This window comes from Paenibacillus sp. J22R160, from assembly GCF_059692135.1.
Genome location: NZ_JCAUAU010000032.1, coordinates 1 through 22,638, shown reverse-complemented (window position 1 = coordinate 22,638; position 22,638 = coordinate 1). Strand labels below are relative to the sequence as shown.

At 34.6% G+C, this 22,638-nt stretch carries 24 protein-coding genes; 23 read left to right on the top strand and 1 reads right to left on the bottom strand.

Annotation, left to right across the window (positions count from 1 at the left end; translation table 11 throughout):
* Positions 1–189 precede the first annotated feature (189 nt).
* The 19 genes from AC58UW_RS31895 to AC58UW_RS31805 all read left to right on the top strand — a co-directional run bounded on the left by AC58UW_RS31895 (position 190) and on the right by AC58UW_RS31805 (position 18,724).
* Positions 190–987, top strand: coding sequence for an ABC transporter permease (locus AC58UW_RS31895; protein ID WP_497424530.1), 798 nt, complete (start codon positions 190–192; stop codon positions 985–987).
* Positions 988–1,026: 39 nt separating this feature from the next.
* Positions 1,027–2,286 (top strand): ArnT family glycosyltransferase, encoded by a 1,260-nt coding sequence (locus AC58UW_RS31890; protein ID WP_497424529.1) that lies wholly within the window; start codon positions 1,027–1,029, stop codon positions 2,284–2,286.
* The gene (locus AC58UW_RS31885) at positions 2,283–2,780 is read left to right on the top strand and encodes a hypothetical protein (protein ID WP_497424528.1); all 498 of its coding nucleotides are present in this window, start codon (positions 2,283–2,285) and stop codon (positions 2,778–2,780) included. Before AC58UW_RS31890 ends, AC58UW_RS31885 begins: the two co-directional genes overlap by 4 nt.
* A 22-nt stretch (positions 2,781–2,802) precedes the next feature.
* Positions 2,803–4,476 (top strand): glycosyltransferase family 2 protein, encoded by a 1,674-nt coding sequence (locus AC58UW_RS31880; RefSeq protein WP_497424527.1) that lies wholly within the window; start codon positions 2,803–2,805, stop codon positions 4,474–4,476.
* Entirely contained in the window at positions 4,473–6,794 is a 2,322-nt protein-coding gene (locus AC58UW_RS31875; RefSeq protein ID WP_497424526.1) for a glycosyltransferase, read from the top strand. Before AC58UW_RS31880 ends, AC58UW_RS31875 begins: the two co-directional genes overlap by 4 nt.
* An 11-nt stretch (positions 6,795–6,805) precedes the next feature.
* Positions 6,806–8,011 (top strand): ABC transporter ATP-binding protein, encoded by a 1,206-nt coding sequence (locus AC58UW_RS31870; RefSeq protein WP_497424525.1) that lies wholly within the window; start codon positions 6,806–6,808, stop codon positions 8,009–8,011.
* Between the two features lie 4 nt (positions 8,012–8,015).
* On the top strand, positions 8,016–9,197 hold the full coding sequence (locus AC58UW_RS31865) for a class I SAM-dependent methyltransferase (RefSeq protein WP_497424524.1): 1,182 nt from the start codon (positions 8,016–8,018) through the stop codon (positions 9,195–9,197).
* 12 nt (positions 9,198–9,209) lie between these two features.
* Positions 9,210–10,475, top strand: a complete 1,266-nt coding sequence (locus tag AC58UW_RS31860) for a glycosyltransferase family 4 protein (protein ID WP_497424523.1) — start codon at positions 9,210–9,212, stop codon at positions 10,473–10,475.
* 36 nt (positions 10,476–10,511) lie between these two features.
* Entirely contained in the window at positions 10,512–11,219 is a 708-nt protein-coding gene (locus AC58UW_RS31855) for a glycosyltransferase family 2 protein (RefSeq protein ID WP_497424522.1), read from the top strand.
* A 9-nt stretch (positions 11,220–11,228) separates the two neighbouring features.
* Complete coding sequence (locus AC58UW_RS31850; RefSeq protein ID WP_497424521.1) at positions 11,229–11,612, top strand: DUF2304 domain-containing protein; 384 nt, start codon at positions 11,229–11,231, stop codon at positions 11,610–11,612.
* 19 nt (positions 11,613–11,631) lie between these two features.
* A complete protein-coding gene (locus AC58UW_RS31845) occupies positions 11,632–11,979 on the top strand; it encodes an EamA family transporter (RefSeq protein WP_497424520.1) in 348 nt (115 codons plus the stop codon).
* A 27-nt stretch (positions 11,980–12,006) separates the two neighbouring features.
* Complete coding sequence (locus AC58UW_RS31840) at positions 12,007–12,750, top strand: sugar phosphate nucleotidyltransferase (RefSeq protein ID WP_497424519.1); 744 nt, start codon at positions 12,007–12,009, stop codon at positions 12,748–12,750.
* Positions 12,751–12,764: 14 nt separating this feature from the next.
* Entirely contained in the window at positions 12,765–13,310 is a 546-nt protein-coding gene (rfbC, locus tag AC58UW_RS31835) for a dTDP-4-dehydrorhamnose 3,5-epimerase (protein WP_497424518.1), read from the top strand.
* Positions 13,311–13,327: 17 nt separating this feature from the next.
* Positions 13,328–14,344 (top strand): dTDP-glucose 4,6-dehydratase, encoded by a 1,017-nt coding sequence (rfbB, locus tag AC58UW_RS31830; RefSeq protein ID WP_497424517.1) that lies wholly within the window; start codon positions 13,328–13,330, stop codon positions 14,342–14,344.
* Between the two features lie 2 nt (positions 14,345–14,346).
* Complete coding sequence (gene rfbD / locus AC58UW_RS31825; protein ID WP_497424516.1) at positions 14,347–15,204, top strand: dTDP-4-dehydrorhamnose reductase; 858 nt, start codon at positions 14,347–14,349, stop codon at positions 15,202–15,204.
* Positions 15,191–16,138: a glycosyltransferase family 2 protein gene (locus AC58UW_RS31820; RefSeq protein ID WP_497424515.1), complete on the top strand. Its 948-nt coding sequence runs from the start codon at positions 15,191–15,193 to the stop codon at positions 16,136–16,138. Before rfbD ends, AC58UW_RS31820 begins: the two co-directional genes overlap by 14 nt.
* A gap of 96 nt (positions 16,139–16,234) precedes the next feature.
* Positions 16,235–17,101, top strand: a complete 867-nt coding sequence (locus AC58UW_RS31815; protein WP_497424514.1) for a glycosyltransferase family 2 protein — start codon at positions 16,235–16,237, stop codon at positions 17,099–17,101.
* Between the two features lie 6 nt (positions 17,102–17,107).
* The gene (locus tag AC58UW_RS31810; protein ID WP_497424513.1) at positions 17,108–18,514 is read left to right on the top strand and encodes an undecaprenyl-phosphate glucose phosphotransferase; all 1,407 of its coding nucleotides are present in this window, start codon (positions 17,108–17,110) and stop codon (positions 18,512–18,514) included.
* An 84-nt stretch (positions 18,515–18,598) separates the two neighbouring features.
* Positions 18,599–18,724, top strand: coding sequence for a hypothetical protein (locus tag AC58UW_RS31805; RefSeq protein ID WP_497424512.1), 126 nt, complete (start codon positions 18,599–18,601; stop codon positions 18,722–18,724).
* Between the two features lie 53 nt (positions 18,725–18,777).
* Here the strand turns inward: AC58UW_RS31805 and AC58UW_RS31800 are convergent, their stop codons facing one another.
* Positions 18,778–19,857 (bottom strand): acyltransferase family protein, encoded by a 1,080-nt coding sequence (locus tag AC58UW_RS31800; protein ID WP_497424511.1) that lies wholly within the window; start codon positions 19,855–19,857, stop codon positions 18,778–18,780.
* A 200-nt stretch (positions 19,858–20,057) separates the two neighbouring features.
* On the opposite strand from AC58UW_RS31800, the gene AC58UW_RS31795 reads away from it, so the two are divergent.
* From AC58UW_RS31795 to AC58UW_RS31780, 4 genes are all read left to right on the top strand, one after another.
* Positions 20,058–20,309, top strand: a complete 252-nt coding sequence (locus AC58UW_RS31795; protein WP_497424510.1) for a hypothetical protein — start codon at positions 20,058–20,060, stop codon at positions 20,307–20,309.
* Positions 20,310–20,866: 557 nt separating this feature from the next.
* Entirely contained in the window at positions 20,867–21,025 is a 159-nt protein-coding gene (locus AC58UW_RS31790) for a hypothetical protein (protein WP_497424547.1), read from the top strand.
* Between the two features lie 20 nt (positions 21,026–21,045).
* Positions 21,046–21,192 (top strand): ATP dependent DNA ligase, encoded by a 147-nt coding sequence (locus tag AC58UW_RS31785; RefSeq protein ID WP_497424546.1) that lies wholly within the window; start codon positions 21,046–21,048, stop codon positions 21,190–21,192.
* Positions 21,193–21,342: 150 nt separating this feature from the next.
* Positions 21,343–22,449, top strand: a complete 1,107-nt coding sequence (locus AC58UW_RS31780) for an acyltransferase family protein (RefSeq protein WP_497424545.1) — start codon at positions 21,343–21,345, stop codon at positions 22,447–22,449.
* The last annotated feature ends 189 nt before the right edge of the window (positions 22,450–22,638 follow it).

The window sequence follows — 22,638 nt, the reverse complement described above, 5'->3', positions numbered from 1 at the left end:
TAGATGGAAGGGAGTTTCCAAATGGGTTGTTTTTTTCTAGTGGTTTTTATGTTTGAAGCAATTTTAGATATATTTGGGGTTGCAAATGATATCTAGTCCTGCTTATAAACAAGTGTAAGATTTCTTTCTTAGATTGCGTTCTTGATGCAGCTTATATATGTAAGAATAACGATAAAGGTGTTGTTTATAATGATTAGATCAGTTATTACTAGTTTTAACCAAAACAAATACTTATTGAAAAGTATGGTCAAAAGAGATATTAAACAGAGATATACCGGTTCACTTTTAGGGTTATTTTGGTTCATATTTCAGCCACTATCTACGGTTTTAATTTATACTTTTGTGTTTTCATTTATTTTAAAAGCAAAATTAGGGCCAGAATACGGTGGAATTACTTTTTCTATTTGGTTATTAAGTGGATTAATTCCATGGATGTTTGTAAACGAAGTATTGAATAGATCGGTTAATGTTATCTTAGATAATGCCGCTTTGATTAAAAAGACTATAATCGATACAAAGTGGCTAGTTTTTTCTTATCTAGTTACTGGAATGTTCAATTTTCTGATATTTTTAATTTTGCTGTTAGCGCTATTGCTATACTTTAAAGTTTTTATTGGATTGAAAATATTGTTAATCGTGTACTATTTTGTTATCTTGAGCATGTTTACACTAGGAATATCATGGATTATTGCATCAATAAATGTTTACCTAAGGGACGTTGGACAGTTTTTAGGCGTATTTCTTAATATATGGTTTTATCTTACTCCAATAATTTATCCAATTTCAATAATTCCTGAAAAGTATCGAATATTTATTGAAATTAACCCGCTGTTTCATCTTATAGATGGTTTTAGAACGACATTGCTAACAAATCAAATAGCCAGTTTTCCTTCAATACTGTATTGCACAATTTTTTCTTTAGTATTATTTTTGTATGGACATAAATTATTCGTTCGATTGAAAGCTGGATTTGTGGATGTTCTTTAATCGTTTTTCGGTAAAGCCAATATTTTTGTGGGGGAAATTATGAAAAAGAAGTTGTTACTTGTACTGCTCATAGGATTATTAGTAAGGTTATTATTTTTTTATTTTAGTCCTGCGCCTATAGATGGAACTAAACTTTTAACTTATTTACCGGATGAGAATGTATACTATACAATCGCTGAGAAAATTGGAAAAGAAGGATTTCTTAACGCTTTTTTTGATGAAAGTTCAATTTGGGTAGCCCCATTTAATCCAATATATCTATATATATTAAGCGGGATTACGAGTTCTCCAATCTTATTCATTCGAATGTTCAATATCCTTATCAGTGTTTTTACTGCATATGTTCTTTATAAAATAGGGGTTACTCAGTTTAACAAGAAGACTGGCGTCTTATCAGCATTAGTGTTTTGTATTTATTTTCCTTTAATTGAGCTTTCGCCTACAATGTTGACAGAACCAATATACATCTTATTATTTTTAAGTTCTATATATTTTATGATTAAAGGTTACAAGGAAAATAAATTAAAACATTATATTATTTCATCGTTGTTAATAGGGGCAGCGACTTTGACTAGATCAATATTGTTGTTATTACCCTTTATCATTTCATTTTATTATATTTTTATTAACTTTAAAGAAAAACAAATAGTCAAAAATTATTTAATATATTTAGGAATATTTATTCTATTAATTTCCCCAGTATTTATTAAAAACTATTTAATTTTTAATAAAGCTACTATTAGTAATGGTTCTGGGGCAGCTCTTTATTTAGGTTCTAGACCAGATACTGAAGGTGATGAGCCTCCTTATAGAGGGAAGTCCTATAATACTATGGAAATAACTAATCCTTTTACTCACTTACAAAGTGAAGGTGATGCTAGGCTACAAAAAGTTGCGATTTCAAATATTAAGAATAATTTTAGGGAGTACCTTTATTGGGATTTCAAAAAGATTGGAAGACTGTTAGTTGGCAATAAGTTTTCTTGGTTTTTTCCTTACGATAATGTGTATTCGTACTATATAAATAATGGTTTTATTAAAACAGGAATTAAGTTAGTTAACATGTTAATTGCATTAAGTGTTTGCATCATTGGGGGAGCCAATTTATTAAAACATCTTTTTGCTAATAGAAGAATAACTAAAATCCCTATTTTTGCGTGTTACCATATTGTTTTATCGTTACCATTCCTTGTGATTCCAAGATATGGTTTGCCTGTTTTTTGTTTGTTAATTATTTACTTCAGCGCAGCGTTAACGTTGAATAATCCAAAAAATGACAAGGAAGTTAGTGATTTATGAACAAAAAACAAGCTATAGTACTTATTACTATTGTATTTTCGTGTTTTTTTTATTTGTTGGGAACAGGTCCCTTAATAAAAAATGTGGTATATTTTTACATCCACAATTCAGAAGTTGAAAGTCGAAGTATAGAACTAACTAAAGTTCAACTAGCAAATATAGATGTTTTAGAGCAAGACATAGATAATCTATCCGGAAATTCTTTGAACAATGACCCCAATATAGTTTACCGATTCGAAAAATCAATTTTGTTAAAAAATATATCGTTTGAACTAAACGCATCAACAAATGATTATGTACAAATATTCTTCCAAACAGAAGAGGATCCAAGTTTTAAAGAAAATAATTCTGTTAAAATTCCAGTGAAACAAGGCACGCAAAAGATAGTGTATAAATTTTCCTTTTTTAACCTTCCTAAAAAAGTTGTTGCAATGAGAATTGATACAGCTGAAGCAGGGAAGTCCTTTCAAATTAAAAATTTAGTTGTTAATTGAATGAACTGTAGGGGGTATTAATTTGATTAATAGGATAATAAAAAAGATTAAGCGGAATATCCCACAGATAGGGCATCCAGATGATCGAACTTCATATGTTCAATGGCTGTCATCCCAACCAGTAATCATTAAAAAGAATAGTTTTATGTTTAAATATTCTCCCAAAATTTCGATTATAATGCCAGTATTCAATGTTGATGTTAACTGGCTTATAAAAGCTATAGAATCAGTTGAGAATCAGGTTTATACCAATTGGGAATTATGTGTTGTTGACGATAATTCTTCAAATCAATCCATAAAGGACTACTTGAAAACTAAAGTGTCTGACAAGATTAAAGTGAAATTTCTAGAAAGAAACAACCATATATCGATAGCTTCAAATGAGGCACTTAAAATGGCAGAAGGTGAATTTATTGCACTTCTAGATCATGATGATGAAATAACTTCTGATGCATTAATTGAAGTAATTAAGTTACTTAACAAACAACCTGATCTTGATTTGATATATTCTGATGAGGATAAGTTGACTATTGACGGTTCAAGAATTTATCCCGCATTTAAAAATAATTGGAATCAAGAAATGTTATTTTCTTTTATGTACGTAGGGCATCTTGGTGTGTACAGGAAACAAATAGTAGATACAATTGGTGGCTTTAGGGTGGGTTTTGAAGGTGCACAAGATTATGATTTGATACTTCGTTTTACAGAACTGACTCAAAAAATTGCGCATATTCCGAAAGTGCTTTACCACTGGAGAATGATTCCAGGTTCAACAGCTGTCGAAGTTAACAGTAAAAGTTACGCATATGACAGGGGGAGGATTGCTTTAGAGCAATCTCTAGTAAGACGTGGATACGGAAATGTTAGGGTAAAGGAAGATTTAAAGATCAAAGGTAATTATAAAGCTTCTTTCCCGGTTAAGAAAGACACGAGTATTTCTATAATCATAATAAACATTAACAACAATTATGAGAATGTTATAAAAAACATACTTCAGACTGTACAAAATTGGAACTTAGAAATAATAGTTGTTGGTACAAAAGAACAAAAGATAAGATATGAAAAAACTATAAATTTAGCTGATTTTTCAGAAATAAATATAAAGATGCAAGAATTAATTGGAACAACTAAAGGCGAACATGTTTTGTTTTTTTATGATAGTATTGAAGTAGAACCATCAAATTCGAATTGGTTAGAAGAATTATTAATGTATTCGGAGAGAAAAGAAGTTGGCCTTGTAACAGGAAAAGTATTAACAAGAGGAAATAAAATAAGGTATGCTGGAGGATATATTAATTTTAATGACGAAAAATGCGTTTTAGAAACAGTTTATCCTGATGTAAATATTGACTCTGACGAATTTGGTTACTTAGGAAGAGTGATGAGAGTTCAAAATATCACAATGACTTTTCCAAAAATATTTATGTTTGAAAAAAAAATATTTCAACAAATGTATAATGAAGGAGAATTCAATATTCTCGATTTTTGTCTTCGAATAATTAAAGATAACAATAGAAATATTTATAACCCATATATTCAATTTCTAGATAATAGTAACGAAGAAATTATAATAACCTCTAAAAAATTATACGAAAAATGGAAGAAAGTTTTGCGTGAAGACCCTTATCTTAATTGTAATGTTGGGATTACTAAAGATGGATATCTTAAAATGAGAACTAGACAGGTGAATTTATGAGAACTAAAGGTCCAGAAGTATATGATATTATTATTCCAATTTATAATGCCTATGAAGATTTAGTTGAATGTATTGATTCAATATTTAAACAAACAGATTATCCATTTAGATTACTTCTTATTGATGATAAAAGTCCTGATGTAAGAATAAAACCATATTTGGACCATTTACAAACAATGCATAGAAATATTATTGTTTTGTATAATGATGTAAATCAAGGTTTTGTTAAGACGGTAAACAGAGGGATGGAGTACTCAAATACCGATGTTATTTTGCTAAATAGCGATACAATACTAACTAAAAATTGGCTGTCTAAAATGAATGATTGTGCATATTCATCAAAGAACATAGCCACCGTTACACCATTTACTAATAATGGTACTATTTGTTCGGTTCCCAATTTTGGTCAAGATAATGCTATTCCAGAAGGATTTACAATAGCTTCTTTTGCAGATTTTGTTGAGCATGTTTCTTTTCGAAAATATCCTATGATTCCAACAGCTGTTGGTTTTTGTATGTTAATAAAAAGAAATATACTTAATGAAGTAGGTTTGTTCGATGATATTAATTATTTAAAAGGTTATGGTGAGGAAAATGATTTCTGTTGTAGGGTCACAGAGCATGGATATATAAATGCTTTAGATGATGCTACATTTGTATATCATAAGGGATCAATGTCATTTAAAGATGAGAAAAAAGGTTTAATAAAAAGAAATTCAGAAGTGTTAAACCGAAAATTCCCTTACTATTTTAATAGAGTCGAGCAGTTTATTCAAACTAATCCTTTGACTCATTTTATTGAAAATATTAATTATAGGATGAAAACTTTTGAAAATAAATCTAAGGTTTTATTCGTTGTTCACAATACTATAGATGAGGATTGGAATCATAAACGAGGCGGAACTGAGTTTCACATTTCTGATTTAATAGGAGAGTTAAAAGAAGATTTCGTATTTTATACTTTAGTTTCAAATGGTAAAAGGATATTGTTGAAAGAATACAATAGAGGCAATGTAACACAATATAATTTTTATTTAAGCTATCAAATTGAAACACATACATTGTTTCATGATGAATATAAAGAGATTTTCAACAATATTCTTACTACTTTCAATATTGACATTGTTCATATTCATCATTTCCAAAAACATACTTTTGATATACCATACGTTTGTAAGGAACTAGGTATACCAGTACTTTTTACAGTTCATGATTTTCATTTGATTTGTCCTTCGGTTTTGTTGCTGGATAAAGATGGTGAGTATTGTTTAGATTCTAAGACTGATTTGAAATGCCACGATTGTTTAAGTTGTAAAATGGGTTATGAAACGAAGTTTAGATTAAAATGGAGTAACACAGTAAGAGAAATGTTACCCTTATTTGATCAGCTGATATTTCCGTCTGAATCTGCAAAAATTAATTTTAACAAAGAATATGATCTATCGAAAATGCATGGAAAATTTAAGGTTATTGAACATGGTTTAAATATTCCAAAACCAATTAAAAGTAAAATTAAACACGCAGTAAATAAAGATAATTTTAAAGTAGCATTTATTGGGACCTTTGCGGTTCATAAAGGAAGTTCTATTATTAATGATATAGTCAGTATTGATTCAAATAAATCAGAAATAAGCTGGTATTTAATAGGTGAAATTCATGATCCGCTTTTATCGGCATTAAACAAAGAGAATGTTTTTAAATTAGGAAGTTATACTAGAGAATCTATAGTAGAAATTATCAAACAATACCAGATTGACCTAGTTTGTTTATTATCTATTTGTCCCGAGACTTTTTCATATACTTTATCCGAAGCTTGGGCATCTGAGACACCAGTTCTAGTTAATGATCGTGGTGCATTGGGAACTCGAGTAGAAGATGGCAAAACAGGTTGGGTTATTGATGATTTAAATCCGAAATCAATTTTAGCTGCGATTAATAATGCTAAAAATTCAGATATTGAATATTCAGTAGTACAAAAAAATGTATATAATTTGGTAAAAAGAACAGTAGCAGATATGGCAGTTGAATATAAAAGTGTTTATGAACCATTTATTGTTAGCAAGGTTCCTTTAAGTAATGCTGAAGGTGAGGCAGAAGATAAAAAAAGTTTTACTAATTACCAGGTTTATCTAAGTACCAAAGTGATTAATAATTCTAACTCGCATCTAGAGCAGGAATTAAGGGAAAAAGAAGCTCAATTACATGTTATTTATAACACACTTGGTTGGAGATTCTTAAATTATATTAGAAAACAACAAAAAATTAATAAATATGCTAAAAGAGTCCTTCTCTATGCTTTGAAAATAAAAAATCGATAGGGTGTAGTTTTATGACCTATGCTGTTGATATTAATGGTTTAATAAAAGAATACAAGATTTATAATTCTGCCAAAGATAGATTAAAAGAATTATTGCAAATTGGTAGTAATCATTTTGAGATATCAAGGGTTATTAATAATATTGATTTGAAAATTCCTCAAGGAAAAACTATTGGAATCATCGGACAGAATGGAAGTGGGAAAAGCACTTTACTCCAAATTATTTGTGGTGTATTAAAACCGACTGAAGGAAATATTTTTGTAAATGGAAAAATCTCAGCCTTATTAGAGCTAGGTGCAGGTTTTAACCCTGAGTTTACGGGGATCGAAAATGTTTATATGAATGGAGCAATCCAAGGATTTACTAAAGAAGAAATGGATAAAAGGTTTCCATTAGTTGCAGAATTTTCAGAAATTGGAGATTATATATATCAACCTGTAAAAACTTATTCTTCTGGAATGTATGTTCGGTTGGCATTCGCCGCTGCAATTAATGTAGATCCAGATATTCTTATTGTTGATGAAGCCCTAGCTGTGGGAGATTTATATTTTCAATTAAAGTGTATAGAAAAAATTAAAGAATTTAAAGAAAATGGTAAGACAATAATTTATGTTACACATGATACTTATTCTGTCAAAAATATTTGTGATTACACTTTTTGGATTCACGATGGTGAAATAAAAATGCAAGGAGATCCTCTTTTTGTTGTAAATCATTACGAGGATTATATGAAGAAAAAAGGTGATTTGAATGTATCTAAGATTAATGAGAGTATTGATGATGTAAACGAAGATTCTAGAGAAATCTTATCGATTCAAGAAGCAAATGTTTGTCAATTATTCAGTGACAATAACCCGAAACAAACATATGAAATCAACGAAAGCTTTTGTATTAAAGTGAATTATTCTTTGTATAAAGAAATCAAACATATAGTTGCAGGAGTAGCGATATTCAACGCGAATGGTACAACTGTCTGTGCACTAAATACTAAACTTGATGGGGTAATTATTGAGCCTAAAGTTGGTCAGAATGAATTAACTATCAATTATAAAAATCCTAATCTATTACCGGGTACTTATCATGTAGATGTGGGCTTTTTTGAGGAATCCGCTATTGGAAGATTGGACTACAAATCACGGATTACAAGCTTTAATGTGGTAGACTCGAAATATTTGGCTGAAGGCTTAATACTATTAGATCATAGTTGGGATGTGTGAGAAATTGTTTAAGTATAATTATACTGTAGATTTAGAGTCAGATACTTCAGCAGCTCAAATCCTTAGACTAATAAGACATGATTCTAAAGTTTTAGAAGTTGGTTGTGCTACTGGTTACATGAGTCAAATTCTTAAAGAAAAAATGGCATGCTCTATAGTTGGTATCGAAATTGATGAAATAGCTGCGAACGAAGCACAAAAATACTGTGATAAAATTATTCTTGGTAATATAGAACACATTGATTTTGATGAATATTTTTTAGATCAAGAATTTGATTATATAATCTTTGCAGACGTGCTAGAACATTTGTTAGATCCAGAAACAATACTGAAAAAATGTCAACGAGTGCTAAAAAATGAAGGAGCAATATTATCTTCAATTCCCAATATAAGTCATTCGGCAATATCGCTTAACTTATTGAGAGGGAATTTTAATTATAATAGAATTGGTTTATTAGATGAAACCCATGTAAAACTATACACAAAAAAAAGTATTTATACATTATTCGAGAAAAGTGGATTTAATATAACATATTTAAACAGAACAATTATCTTCCCAGAATTCACTGAATTTAATATCGATAGAAGTACTTTTCCAAAAGAAGTAATTGATTATATATATAATAATAATGAAGAAGCAGAAACTTATCAATTTATTATTCAAGCTGTGAAAATAAATGAGATTAATAAAATAAAAGAGCTATATCAACAATTAGAGCAAAAAGACACTGAGAAGAAAGAGTTAGAAAAAGAATTGTTAACTCGTAAACAATCTCTAGAGTTACAAATAAAATATTCTGCAAGTTTAGAGGAAATTATATCCAAAAAAGATAAGGATTTCATGAACTTAGAAAATCATATTTTAGATAAAGAGAAAAATAATAATTTAGAACTTCTCGTGGAAAGTGAAAAACTAATAGCAAATATAAATGAATTAAGGGAAGAAAATAAAGGAATAAAAATTGAAAGAGATAAGTTGCAAAAAAATATTATCGAACTCGAGATAGCGACTGAACAGATATTAAAAGAAAATTCAAAAATTCATTCGAATTTTGCTGATATTCAGAATAGATTCATGGAAATGCAAGAGACATGCGCAAAACTAAAAAATGATTTAATTGAGGAATCTAGACGTAATCTACCATTAATAACAAAATTTCAGAATCTTTTTAGACGTGAGAAATGAGTTGAGTTGCTTATGAGAGATAAAATTCTACTTCTATCACCAGCTGCTTTTTCGCAAAATATGGCAGGGCCTTCAATACGTTATTGGGAAATTGCAAAACAACTTTCCCAGCATTTCGAAGTCATCGTATTAACCCCCAATTATATTCCTAATAATAAGAATACTAAATTTATAATTGATTCCTTAAGTGAAAAAAACTTATTTAAATATAGCAAAGAATCTAAGGTTATTATCTTTCAAGGAACTACATTGTGGAGATATCCAATTATTAAATACTTAGGAGTACCATTAGCAATAGATCTTTATGATCCATTTCATTTAGAAAATTTAGAATTATTTGCTAACAAAAGGCTAGGTAGATATTTATATAAGTCTACTTTAAATATTTTAGAAGAGCAAATGTGCTTAGGGGATTATTTTTTCTGTGCTTCCAATAAACAAAAAGATTACTGGCTTGGCATGTTAACTGCATTTAATAGAGTTGATTTAGAATTTTATAAAAAAGATCGAACGTTTACAAGTCTTATTGGCGTAGTTCCTTTCGGCATTCAAGAGGAAATGCCACAAAAGAAGGAAAAAGTAATAAAAGGTATATATCCCCAAATAGATCATGAGGATTTAGTGATTATTTGGGGGGGGGGGATATGGGAGTGGCTTGACCCTGAGCTTCTATTGCACACAATGAAATACATAAAAAATCGCCAGAGTAATATTAAGTGCTTTTTTATGGGGGTAAAACCACCGGGGACTACTCAAATATCTTTCATGCTTGAAAAATTAATACAACTTAGAAAAGAGCTTGATTTAGAGGATACGGTTGTTTTTAACGATTGGGTTAAATATGATGATAGAGATCAATTTTTATTAGAATCTGACATAGGAATTTCTCTTCATAAAGATCATATTGAGACTAGGTATGCCTATAGAACGAGAATATTGGATTACATATGGACTGATTTGAGTATAGTTTCTTTAGATGGAGATGTACTTTCAGAAATTATACGAGAAACTAATAGAGGTGTTATACTGCCTCGTAATTCAAGCCCAGAGATAATAGGTGAAACTCTAATTGGTATGCTAAATAATAAAATAAAAAATACTAATTATATTTCAAAAGAAGAATTTCACTGGAAGGTTGCGTTAAAAGATTTGAGGGAATTTTGTCAAAATCCTGTGTTTACTTCAAAAAAGAAAAACTTTATTTTTGAGATAAAGTGGTTTTTTAATCGAGTTATATACTATCTTTTAAGGCTATATGTCAAAAATAAGAAGTATTAACTTGGTAAATTTTTTAGAGAAGAGGTGATTAAGAGAATGGAGAATGAAATTTTAGTAATAATTCCTGCTTATAACGAGGAAAAGAATTTAACATCACTCATAAAGGACATTCTTTCTTTAGATGACAAAAGGATTAATGTTCTGGTTGTAAATGATTGTTCTACAGATGGAACTTTAAATGTATGTAATCTTTTAGGAGTACCTACAGTAAACCTTCCTTGTAATCTTGGTATTGGTGGAGCTGTTCAGACAGGTTATAAATATGCATTAAAAAACGGTTATGATATTGCAATACAAGTTGATGGTGATGGTCAGCACAAACCTGAATATATAAAGATGTTAATCGAACCATTGTTGAATTCTGAGGCAGATATGGTAATAGGTTCAAGATATCTTACAAAGAAGGGGTTCCAATCTTCGTTCATCCGTAGAATAGGAATCTCTTATTTCTCGAAATTATTGTTGCTCTTAACTTCCCAGAACATCACTGATCCAACGTCAGGATTTCGAGCATGTAATAGGACTGTTATAGAAGTGTTTGCTAAACGATACCCTACGGATTATCCTGAGCCAGAATCTATTATGTATTTGATAAGAAATAAGTTTAAAGTTAAAGAGGTTCCAGTAATTATGCAGGCAAGGATTGAGGGAGAATCTTCAATAACTTCATTAAAATCTATATATTATATGATAAAAGTCTCAATGGCTATTTTAATTGACAGGATGAGAAAACAGATAGTATAGGAGCAAACGATGATTTCTTTAAGGCTTCAATTGTTGTTATTTGTGGGTTCCATACTTTGTTCAGGTATGCTACTTAATATGATTAGAAGATATAGAATAGAACTGAAGTATACTTTGTTGTGGCTAGCGATTATGTTTACTGTCACCATTTGTTCCATATTTCCCAGCATTGTTACTTTCGCTTCTAAACTAATGGGAATTGAGTTGGCAGTTAATGCATTATTTCTTGTTTCTATATCTGCTATATTACTAATTTTGTTCTCATTAACTATTGCGGTATCTCGTTTTACTAATAAGATTAAAGAATTATCTCAAGAGTTGGGAATATTGAAGACTGAGTTGAATTTACTAAAGTCAAAAGAAGAAAGTAAGAATATTTCAAGAGAAAATTAAAGAATTTTAGAGGATTAACATGATGAATTATCTTTATCTTGCAACTAATATAGTATTGCTAGTTAGTGGACAGATCTTGTTTAAAATCGGATTAAACCAATCAGGGGGCTTTAATTTAAATAATTTAGTAAAAACATTAGTTAACCCGTACATTCTTCTAGGACTAGCTCTATATGCATTCGCAACATTGATCTGGTTTGTAGTTTTATCTCGAATGCCTTTAAGTACCGCGTATCCCATACAAAGCATGGCTTATGTACTAGGAGTAGCCGCAGCATTGATTATCTTCAATGAACCGGTGTCTCCGTTAAAGTGGATTGGAACTGGTGTTATCATATTAGGAGTTGTTTTAATTAGTTTTGATTAAAAATTCTGGAAAAGAGGAAACACTCAAATGAAAGGCATTATTCTAGCAGGCGGAACAGGCTCGAGACTCTTTCCTTTAACAAAAGTAACAAACAAGCATTTGCTCCCTGTCGGTAAGTACCCAATGATTTTCCATTCAGTGGCTAAACTCAAGCAAGCTGACATTAATGACATCCTCATAGTAACTGGCAAAGACCACATGGGTGATGTTGTAAATTTACTTGGCAGTGGTCGCGAAATGGATGTAACCTTTACTTATAAAGTACAGGATGAGGCTGGTGGTATTGCTCAAGCTCTAGATCTCGCTGAACACTTTGTAGGGGATGACCAAATGGTCGTAATCCTCGGAGATAATGTGTTTGAAGAAAGTATTGTTCCATTTGTAAATAACTTTAGAGCTCAACGAATTGGAGCTAAGATTCTAATTCAAGAAGTTCAAGATCCTCAAAGATACGGTGTTCCTGAGTTACAGGGAGACAAAATCATCTCGATTGAGGAAAAACCTAAACGGCCTAAAAGTAATTTTGCCGTAACAGGAATTTATATGTATGATAGTTCCGTTTTTGGTATTGTTAAGACACTTAAACCGTCGGGCCGCGGTGAACTTGAAATTACAGATGTTAACAACGCGTATATTGAAAAAAATGAGCTAACATATGATATCCTTCGAGGCTGGTGGACAGATGCTGGCACACATGCCTCTTTAGCAAAAGCAAATGAATTAGCTAAGGATATGCTTTTTGGCGAAGAATTTGGGAAACTTAAATTATAAGAGGTGTTCATATCATGCAAGTCATAGCTACTAAACTTGAAGGATTATACATCATTGAGCCCGATGTCCATGGAGATAATCGTGGCTTTTTTATGGAAAGCTACAGCAGTCGGAATTTTGCTGAGCATGGAATTGATTTTCCTTTTGTTCAGGATAATCACTCGTTATCGGTGGAAACAGGCGTACTACGTGGACTTCACTATCAGTTGAAACCAAAAGCTCAGACTAAGTTGGTTCGAGTAGCGTCGGGAGCTATTTATGATGTTGCGGTTGACATCCGCACAAACTCACCTACTTTCAGACAGTGGGTTGGAGTTATTCTAAGCGAAGCAAACAAGCGTCAACTGCTTGTTCCACAAGGATTTGCTCATGGCTTTTGTACGATTGTTCCCAATACACAAGTGCTCTATAAAGTGGACGAGTATTATTCCCCAGAACATGATAGGGGCATACTTTGGAGCGATCCAGCGATAGGTATTGATTGGCCTACATCTAAACCAATCCTTTCTGATAAAGATCAAAAGCATCCGCTGCTTAAAGATGCGGAAATAAATTTTTAATAGGAGTCTTACAACTCATGAAAATACTCGTAACCGGCGGAGCCGGGTTCATCGGCAGCAACTTCGTTCATTATATGCTAGAACGTTATCCGAGCTATCAAATCGTTAACTTGGATGCATTAACATACGCAGGGAATCTTGAGAATCTAAGATCCATCAAAGAAAACAGCAATTATACTTTCGTAAAAGGCGACATTACGAACTCAGAGCTCGTTAACAGCCTTTTCGAGCAGGGTGTTGAAACCGTTGTTCATTTCGCCGCGGAGTCGCATGTGGATCGTAGTATTTTAGAACCTGATGTTTTTGTGAAAACAAATGTTCTTGGTACACAAGTATTGCTTGAAGCCGCACGGAAATATGACGTTAAGAAATTCGTCCACGTCTCCACGGATGAAGTATACGGAACACTTGGAGAAACGGGTCTTTTTACAGAAGAAACCCCACTATCTCCGAACAGTCCATACTCAGCTAGTAAAGCTGGTTCGGATCTTCTAGTGCGCGCTTATCATGAAACATTCGGACTTCCTGTGAACATCACCCGTTGTTCCAATAACTATGGGCCGTATCAATTCCCAGAAAAGTTAATTCCATTAATGATTGCTAATGCTTTGAACGATAAGTCTCTTCCTGTATATGGAGATGGACTTAACATCCGCGACTGGCTATATGTAGAGGATCACTGCAGTGCGATCGATTTAGTTTTACATAAAGGTATTAATGGTGAAGTTTATAATATTGGCGGGAATAACGAGAGAACAAACATTCAAATCATACAAACTATTCTTCGTGAATTGGGAAAACCGGAGTCATTAATTCAGTACGTTAAAGATCGTCTTGGACATGATCGTCGATATGGTATTGATGCAACAAAGATTACAAATGAACTAGGTTGGGTACCGAAGCATAATTTTGATACGGGTATTCATGAAACGATTCGTTGGTACCTGGATAATCAGGATTGGTGGAAGAGAATACAGACCGGCGAATACCAACAATATTTCGCTCAGCAATACGGCGAACGCCTAGGAGTTTAGAGATGAAGATTTTAGTGTCGGGGGCTAATGGCCAATTAGGGCAAGATGTCGTAAAAATTTTAGGCACTAATCATGAGGTTCATGGTTTTGGAAGAGAGCAGCTTGATTTTACGAATGAAAGCCAGTGTTTCGAGGTTCTTGAAGCCTTAAAGCCTGATATCGTCATACATTGCGGGGCTTACACAGCTGTAGATCTTGCTGAAACAGAAGAAGATTTGGCATATAAAATCAATGCATTTGGAACAAGGAATTTGGCTGTTGTCTCGGAAAAGGTAGGGGCGAAGCTCTGTTATATAAGCACAGATTACGTTTTTGATGGAACTGGCACAAAGGCATATCGAGAATATGATAATACGAATCCCCAAAGTATTTATGGAAAGTCCAAGAGAGCTGGGGAGCATCTCGTTCAAACTCTTTCTACGAAATACTTTATCGTTAGGACATCGTGGGTTTATGGTTTGTATGGGGCGAACTTTGTGAAAACCATGCTTAAACTTGGCCAAGATCGCGATAGCTTAAAGGTTGTTAATGATCAGTTCGGATCACCAACCTATACAGTTGATCTTGCTAACTTTCTAGAGCAACTCATTCAGACAGAGCGCTACGGTATTTATCATGCTTCGAATTCAGGAGTATGTTCGTGGTTTGATTTTGCAAATGCTATCTTTGAAGAGAGTGGAAAGAGGATGAATGTGGAGCCGTGCTCCACAGAAGAGTTTCCGCGACCTGCTCCAAGACCGCGATACTCGGCGATGGAGCATATGGCCATTCGGGCGAATGGTTTTGAAGATTTGAGACCATGGCGTGAGGGGTTACAGGCTTTTTTAAAGGAACTTGGAGTAAGTAATGTACACCGCTAGCATCCATATAGTGACCTACAATAGCTCTGAACACATCGACGACTGCTTAGAGGCAGTCATCATGCAAACCTATCCTATAACTCAAATCGTTATTATAGATAATGCATCAAAAGACAACACGCTCGAGAAGCTGCAAAAGTGGACCTCTAAGATTCAACTTGTAAAAAACACTACGAACAACGGCTTCGCTGGTGGACACAATCAAGCAATAAGAATGACAGACACAGACTATTGCCTGATTTTGAATCCAGACGTAGTCCTCCATAAAGACTATGTGCTTAAGACAATCAAAGCATTAGAGAACACACCTCATGCGGGTAGTTCCACAGGAAAGCTGCTTTTTAAAGCAAATCCTTCTAACATTGATAGCACAGGCCTAATCATTAACAAATCTCGTAGAGCCTTCGACCGCGGCGCACATCAACCAAGCGATCAATATCACCAAGCTGAAGAGGTGTTTGGCGTCTCAGGTGCCGCGGCCATGTACTCTCGTGAGATGATTAATGACATAAGTTTAGATGGCGAATTTTTCGATGAAGACTTTTTTGCCTACAAAGAAGATGTAGACGTCGCCTGGAGAGGACAGCTACTAGGGTGGAAGGCTCTTTACGAGCCATCTGCTGTCGCGTATCACGAGCGAGGCTGGAAAGAAGGCGGTAGGAGCAGTAAGCCGCTTTTTGTCAGGAGATTGTCCTACGTTAATCGTTATAAAATGATGGTGAAGAACGATACCGTTTCCAATATGTGTAAGCAAATTGCTCCTCTTTTCATATACGAATGCCTTAGTTTTGCCTACGCTCTTGTAAGGGAACCCAAGCTGCTAGGAGCGTGGGCTGACTTCTTTCGCAAATATTCGGATCTCCGTAAGAAGAGACATTCCATTCGTAATAAGCAAAGAGTATCGCCAAGCGAACTTAATAAATGGTTTGAATAATAAGATTAGCACAAGCTAGTCTTATTTTTTTAGGCTAATTTTAATATACCCATGTTATAATAGGGTTAATGAATTAAATATAAGTGAGGTTTCCCCTTGGATTTATCAATTATTATCGTTAATTACAAAACACATGACTTAACCCTAGCCTGTATAAAGTCAGTATTTTCGTCAGCTACAGCATACAAATACGAGATTATTTTAATCGACAATGCCTCGAATGACGGCATCATTAAGTCCGCTAATGAGCAGTTCCCGCAGGTCATCTGCATCGCTAATAAAGACAATGTAGGCTTCTCAAGAGCCAATAATCAAGGTATTCGAATCGCGAAAGGGAGATACGTGCTGCTCCTGAACTCCGATACCATCGTCCAACATGACACGCTGGAAACAATGCTGCGTTTCATGGACGAGAATCCGATCGTAGGCGCCAGTGGCTGCAAAATTGTACTGCCAGACGGTTCGCTCGACAAAGCATGTAAGCGTGGCTTTCCGACGCCGTCAGCGTCATTCTACTATGCCTTCGGCTTTTCTAAGCTTTTCCCGAAAATCCCACGCTTCAATCAATACCAATTAGGATACTTGAATCCAGACGAGGAATACGGTATCGATTCCTTAGTAGGTGCTTTCATGTTAATCCGCCGAGAAGCTATTGAACAAGTAGGGATGCTCGATGAGGAATTTTTTATGTATGGTGAGGATATAGATTGGTGTTATAGAATTAAAGAGGCAGGTTGGGTAAATTATTATTACCCTCGGACTCAAATCGTTCATTACAAGGGAGCAAGCAGTCGAAGGAAGCCTTATAAAATCATTTATGAGTTTCATCGTGCGATGATTTTGTTCCATAATAAACACTATCGTCAGAAGTATTCCTGGCTCACAAATATGGCGGTTTACATAGGCGTAGGCTTGAAGTTCGGGCTGTCTTTAGCAAGAAATAAACTAAAACCAACGAGGTGATTTACATTGATTCGACAGAGTCAAGGTTTTTTGACCCAACTATACGCGCTGGCCGATTTTCTTTGTATTCAGCTCGTGTTCTTACTTTCCTGGTGGCTGAAATTTAAAAGTGGCTGGATTCATTTTGATTCTCCACTGCCAATTAAGCATTATTTGATGTGGAGTGTAAGCTACGCGCTAATCGCGATTTTCATAAGTTATATGACTAATTTTTATACTCCGAAGAGGAAGAAGCAGTTCTCGTATGAGGTATTTAAAATTATTCAAGTCCATGTATTCAGCTTGCTGCTGCTTTTAAGCCTTTTGTTCATATTAAAAGAGGTAGACGTCTCGCGTTCTTATCTGTTGCTTTTCCTAGTGAACAATATTTTAGCCATTAGCTTTTATCGCTATATGATCAAAATTTCGCTGAAGCGAGTTCGACAGAAGGGCTATAATAAGCAATTCATTCTTATTCTCGGGGCGGGATCGCTTGGCAGACAGTTTTACATGAAGCTCAGACAGCATCCAGAGCTAGGTTATGAGGTTGTTGGATTTCTTGATGATTATCAAGAAAAGCACGAAATTCCTTACCAGAATTATAAACCGATTATTGGCAAAATCGATGACCTCGAATCAATTTTGAATGATAGTATTGTCGATGAGGTCATTATTGCACTCCCGTTGGATGCCCATCGTAAATTCGGTCATATTATCAATGTTTGTGAGAAAGTCGGCGTTAAAACATTAATCATTCCGGATTTTTATGACTTCTTACCGTCACGTCCTTATTTCGATAATTTTGCGGAGATGCCGCTCATTAATGTACGTGATATTCCTCTGGATGAGTTCCGAAATCGGCTTTTCAAGCGGGCTTTTGATATCATATTCTCTCTTGCAGCAATCCTTATTACAGCGCCGGTGATGTTGGCATCTTTAATTGCAATTAAGCTTACCTCTAATGGCCCTATTATCTTCAAGCAAGAGCGTGTTGGACTAAATCGCAGGAATTTTATGATGTATAAGTTTCGCAGCATGAATGTATTGCCGGAAAGTGCCTCTAATACGGAATGGACGGTTGAAAATGACCCGCGCCGCACAAAGGTCGGAACGTTCCTTCGCAAAACGAGTTTGGATGAGTTGCCACAGTTTTTTAATGTGCTTTTTGGGCACATGAGTGTAGTCGGTCCTAGGCCGGAACGTCCTTATTTCGTGGAACAATTCAAAGAAGAAGTTCCGAAGTATATGGTGAAGCATCACATTCGCCCTGGTATTACGGGATGGGCGCAAAGCAATGGCTTGCGTGGAGACACTTCGATTGAAGAACGAATCAAGCATGATATTTTTTACATTGAAAATTGGACTTTTTTATTTGATATTAAAATTATTTGGCGAACGATTATTAACGGTTTTATTAATAAAAATGCGTATTAGTTAAATTTTTTTACCTCAACCGCATGATTCGTCAACATCTTCCCCATACTAAGCATATACTTATGGTGCGGGGAGGTTTTTTTTATGATCGATCATGATGACGCTTACCAAGATGAACGCGTTTCAATTGGCAAAGGTTTGATTGTTGGTGTGGTGTTCGGTTCCCTGATCTGGGCAGGTATTATTACCGGTATTGTGTATATGTGGTGAAAATAAATAAAAGACTGCTTGGGCTTATAATAAAGCTTAGGCAGTCTTTTTGTTTAAGAGGCAGGTTTGGATGAATGGGAAGGACGTAACTTAATTATGTCTCTAAGACCTGCAACAAGCGGTTTCTCAGCCAACCTGTACGCTAGGTAGCATAGTGGCAAGACTAGCATCACAATTAATACATTCGTGAGTAGATAACCTAAATAGTCAACGACATGAGTAGCCACACTTAGTTTCATTAATATTGAAATGAATATCAGATGTGTAAGCAATACGGCGTAAGAAGCATTACCTAGCTTACTGAGAGCCTGCACCCACCAGGGCAGGCGGAGCTGCTCAGGTACGGAAGAAGCACCTAGCAGAACAAATATGGCTGGAATAACATATAGCAGATAGTTGTGAAGAGGAGCAAGTTGATATTTGTTATTGATCCATATAAGTAAAAATCCAAACGCACCGCTAGAAATCAACCATTTGTAATGTTTACTTCTATGTTGCTCCACCCATTTGGCCAATAAACAGCCTGCGATAAACTCTATATTCACATCACTAAAAAGAAAGTTTAAATAGAAATGACGGTCGATATCGGCACTTATCAGAGGTACGCGCAGAAAAAGACATAAAGTTAAGGCAATCCATATAGATGCGAATATATAAGCAGGCTTTTTCCCAAAAGCCAGGAGAAGGCTAAACGCCAAGTAAAATAGCACAAAGTAGCTTAACGACCAAGCCACTGGCAGCACAGGACCGTGTGCTTGAGGGAGCAGCAGGAATGATTTAATAATGGTATCTTTATGGGTCTCAAAGCCGTATCCAAAGCTCGGAACAAAAAAATATACAGGCAGCACGACGAGTGTAATCAGCCAGTAGAAGGGATAGATACGTATGAGGCGATTAGTTATGTAAGGGAGAACGGTTATTTGGGTTCCGATTTTGTGGCCATATGTATGAAAGAGCAGGAAGCCGGTTAATAGAAAAAAGAAGTCTACCCCGCCTGATCTCCCAATCGAGCTGATCCCTAAAAAGTCGTATTGATAATACTTAAAGGACATGGCAGAAATGTGGAAAAGCAGAACAAAGAAGGCTGCCGCTCCTCTTGAAGCTTGGAGTGTGATTTTTTGGTTGTTATTCAATGATAATTCCTCCGGTTCATGAATGGATCTTCAATAGATCATTATGCCAGATAACTGTGAAATAAATATGTCTAGAACCTGAAGAGTTGCTGAATTTAATTGAGTGCAAATAGGTCATTTCATTTTTTTGAGGGATTCTTTTTGCTCCTCTCCTAGGTTATAATAAAAGGACTAAGGCTTATAGGTTGGAGGACAAGGTAATGGCTGAAATGACAGATCGTGAGTTTTTAAGTGCCATGCTCGGTAGAATTAATGAAATTGGCGCGGATGTTAAAGCCATTAAAGACAGAGTTGACAGTATGGACAGACGTATGGGTAATCTTGAAGACCGAATGGGTAACATAGAGAACAGAATGTCAAAAGTAGATGACACTCTACAAGAAATCAAACAAGTACAAGTGCAGCAAGGTGAGCAAATTGCTGTAACGATGATGGAACACATCAAGAAGTAAGAAGCATAAGGATCTTACTTCCCTTCAAGTACCAATAGTCATGCATAGCTCTAAGGTGTAACAATATTATGGGTGAAGAAGAAAATGTTTATTCCTCCAATGCTACTACAATACAGTAAAAACAATCTTCCGTTTAACGATTCTTCCACTAACGCCGAACTAAAGTGGGATGGCATAAGACTAATCGTCTCTAATATGGATGAACTAAACCTATATACAAAAAACACGAATGCAACAGCCAAATATCCAGAGTTACACAATCCACAAGTTCCATATGGAGCAAGGTCGTTGCCGATTTTGAAGCAACGAATGCTGGGTTTCGCTCCAGTAAGAAGCGTCAACCAGTCGTGTTCATGGCTTTTGACATCTTGTACCACCGCGGTTTAGATGTGGCTGGACTGCCGTTGGAGCAGCGTTAGAAGCTACTAAAATTAACCCTCAAGGAAACTGATCACTATAGAATTGTCAGGCCCATAAACGGCAGTGCAATGGACTTTTTAAGATCGTATGCCAGCATGGACTTGAGGGTATTGTGATCAAGAAGAAAGACTCGAAGTATGAAAAAGGAATTCGCTCCTGGTCTTGGCAAAAGGTCATTTTTTTATCAAAAGGCAGAGGTCTACATAACAGGCTACAATAAGAAGGAAAGTTCTTGGTTGCTCGGTTATCCAGATGGAGATCGTATTCGTCCGATCGGTACAATGGAGCTGAAATAACGCTTTCTGCTCGTCAGTCAATGTGGCATTTGTTTCAGTCATTCAAAAACGGAGAAACAAAGGAATATGTATATGTTAAACCTGTTATTCGTTGCAAGGTAAAGTATCGGGGTTGGTTTAAGTCTGGAGCCATGCGATTTCCAGTCTTTGAGGAATTCATAGTTTAGGGGATGACTATCCAAAACACAAAAAAGCCTAGCAAGGATGCTTTCCTAAACTAGGTTTTTTTGATGCTTGCTATAATTTGTCATAATTAAAATATATTTTGATGTCGAATTCTGATATAATCCAATCATTCTAATGAAAAGGTGAAATTAATGAAGAATAGATATGAAGAGCTAGATTCACTCCGTGGGTTAGCTGCTTTAACAGTTGTGTTCGGTCATGCAATTACTATATTTTATAAGCAAACAGGTGAATACGACACCAGTAAAATTAAGTACCTCTCTGAAAAAACACCTGCAAGTGTATTGTTTCTTGCTCATGAAGCAGTTATTTTCTTTTTCGTTTTAAGTGGATTTGTTTTGGCACTTCAATTTTTAAATAAAAAAAACACGCTATACTTTCCTTTTATCATCAAACGTATCTTCAGAATTTACATTCCATATTATGTGGCGATTGCGGTAGCTTTATATTTTTTAACCGATCAACTACCTTCGAGTAATGTATTAATGGGACATACACTTCTCATAGGCGACTTCAACTATAACGCAATCTTAGGTGTTGTATGGTCACTAGTTCATGAAATGCGCATATCACTTATTTTCCCAATATTAATGATACTTTTGCCTGGAAGTTGGATATCTATTCTAAGTGTAGCACTCTTGCTTTCTTGCGCAGCTAGTTTGTTGCATGGAAGATTCATACATGATCCTAACTATTTAATAAATTACTTTGACACATTACATTACACATCGATGTTTATCATTGGCGCTACAATCGCTAAGTATAGAGAGGATATCGTTAATATTTTGAGACAGCACAAACCAGTGTCGAAAGTACTTTTTCTTCTTATAGGTATAATGTTATATGCTAATTATATGCAAAGCTATGATCCGAATAAAATTCAATTTTGGGCTGAGTGGTCTACAATTATCGGAGCATCAATCATTATCATTTCAGCACTTTCATTCGATAGGTTTACTAGGTTTCTTACAATCAAACCAGTGCTATGGGTAGGAAAAATATCATATAGTCTATACCTGATTCACCTGATTGTTATGTTCTACACACGTAAATTATGGTATGGTCATATGCCAACATCTTACTTATTTGTATTGGCAGTAGTTATTTCCTTAATTCTATCATCGGTGATGTATTTATTAGTAGAAAAGCCATCGATTGCTCTTGGGAAAATAGTTGTTGGGTTTAATCAGACGAAGAAAAAGGTTTATGTAGAAAATATAAATTCCAAATCTGCCTAAGATATTAAACAGACGAAGTGAACATAGAAAAGAAGTCCTCACTAATCAATAAGAGGGCACTGAAAAAGTCCACTTACAAAAAAAGGTACAGACCTTCAGAAATGAAGGAGGCTGTACCTTTTTTGCCGAATTAGTAAGGTATCATGAAAAGCGGGTGAGAGCTGATGATTCGGCAACAACAAACCTTGG

Coding starts and splice junctions, on each gene's coding strand:
- AC58UW_RS31890 (WP_497424529.1), top strand. CDS start 1,027: ATGAAAAAGAAGTTGTTACTTGTACTGCTCATAGGATTATTAGTAAGG.
- AC58UW_RS31805 (WP_497424512.1), top strand. CDS start 18,599: ATGATCGATCATGATGACGCTTACCAAGATGAACGCGTTTCAATTGGC.
- AC58UW_RS31790 (WP_497424547.1), top strand. CDS start 20,867: ATGAAAAAGGAATTCGCTCCTGGTCTTGGCAAAAGGTCATTTTTTTAT.
- AC58UW_RS31850 (WP_497424521.1), top strand. CDS start 11,229: ATGATTTCTTTAAGGCTTCAATTGTTGTTATTTGTGGGTTCCATACTT.
- AC58UW_RS31895 (WP_497424530.1), top strand. CDS start 190: ATGATTAGATCAGTTATTACTAGTTTTAACCAAAACAAATACTTATTG.
- AC58UW_RS31820 (WP_497424515.1), top strand. CDS start 15,191: ATGTACACCGCTAGCATCCATATAGTGACCTACAATAGCTCTGAACAC.
- AC58UW_RS31885 (WP_497424528.1), top strand. CDS start 2,283: ATGAACAAAAAACAAGCTATAGTACTTATTACTATTGTATTTTCGTGT.
- rfbB (WP_497424517.1), top strand. CDS start 13,328: ATGAAAATACTCGTAACCGGCGGAGCCGGGTTCATCGGCAGCAACTTC.
- rfbD (WP_497424516.1), top strand. CDS start 14,347: ATGAAGATTTTAGTGTCGGGGGCTAATGGCCAATTAGGGCAAGATGTC.
- AC58UW_RS31785 (WP_497424546.1), top strand. CDS start 21,046: ATGTGGCATTTGTTTCAGTCATTCAAAAACGGAGAAACAAAGGAATAT.
- AC58UW_RS31875 (WP_497424526.1), top strand. CDS start 4,473: ATGAGAACTAAAGGTCCAGAAGTATATGATATTATTATTCCAATTTAT.
- AC58UW_RS31870 (WP_497424525.1), top strand. CDS start 6,806: ATGACCTATGCTGTTGATATTAATGGTTTAATAAAAGAATACAAGATT.
- AC58UW_RS31840 (WP_497424519.1), top strand. CDS start 12,007: ATGAAAGGCATTATTCTAGCAGGCGGAACAGGCTCGAGACTCTTTCCT.
- AC58UW_RS31860 (WP_497424523.1), top strand. CDS start 9,210: ATGAGAGATAAAATTCTACTTCTATCACCAGCTGCTTTTTCGCAAAAT.
- AC58UW_RS31845 (WP_497424520.1), top strand. CDS start 11,632: ATGATGAATTATCTTTATCTTGCAACTAATATAGTATTGCTAGTTAGT.
- AC58UW_RS31780 (WP_497424545.1), top strand. CDS start 21,343: ATGAAGAATAGATATGAAGAGCTAGATTCACTCCGTGGGTTAGCTGCT.
- AC58UW_RS31795 (WP_497424510.1), top strand. CDS start 20,058: ATGGCTGAAATGACAGATCGTGAGTTTTTAAGTGCCATGCTCGGTAGA.
- rfbC (WP_497424518.1), top strand. CDS start 12,765: ATGCAAGTCATAGCTACTAAACTTGAAGGATTATACATCATTGAGCCC.
- AC58UW_RS31855 (WP_497424522.1), top strand. CDS start 10,512: ATGGAGAATGAAATTTTAGTAATAATTCCTGCTTATAACGAGGAAAAG.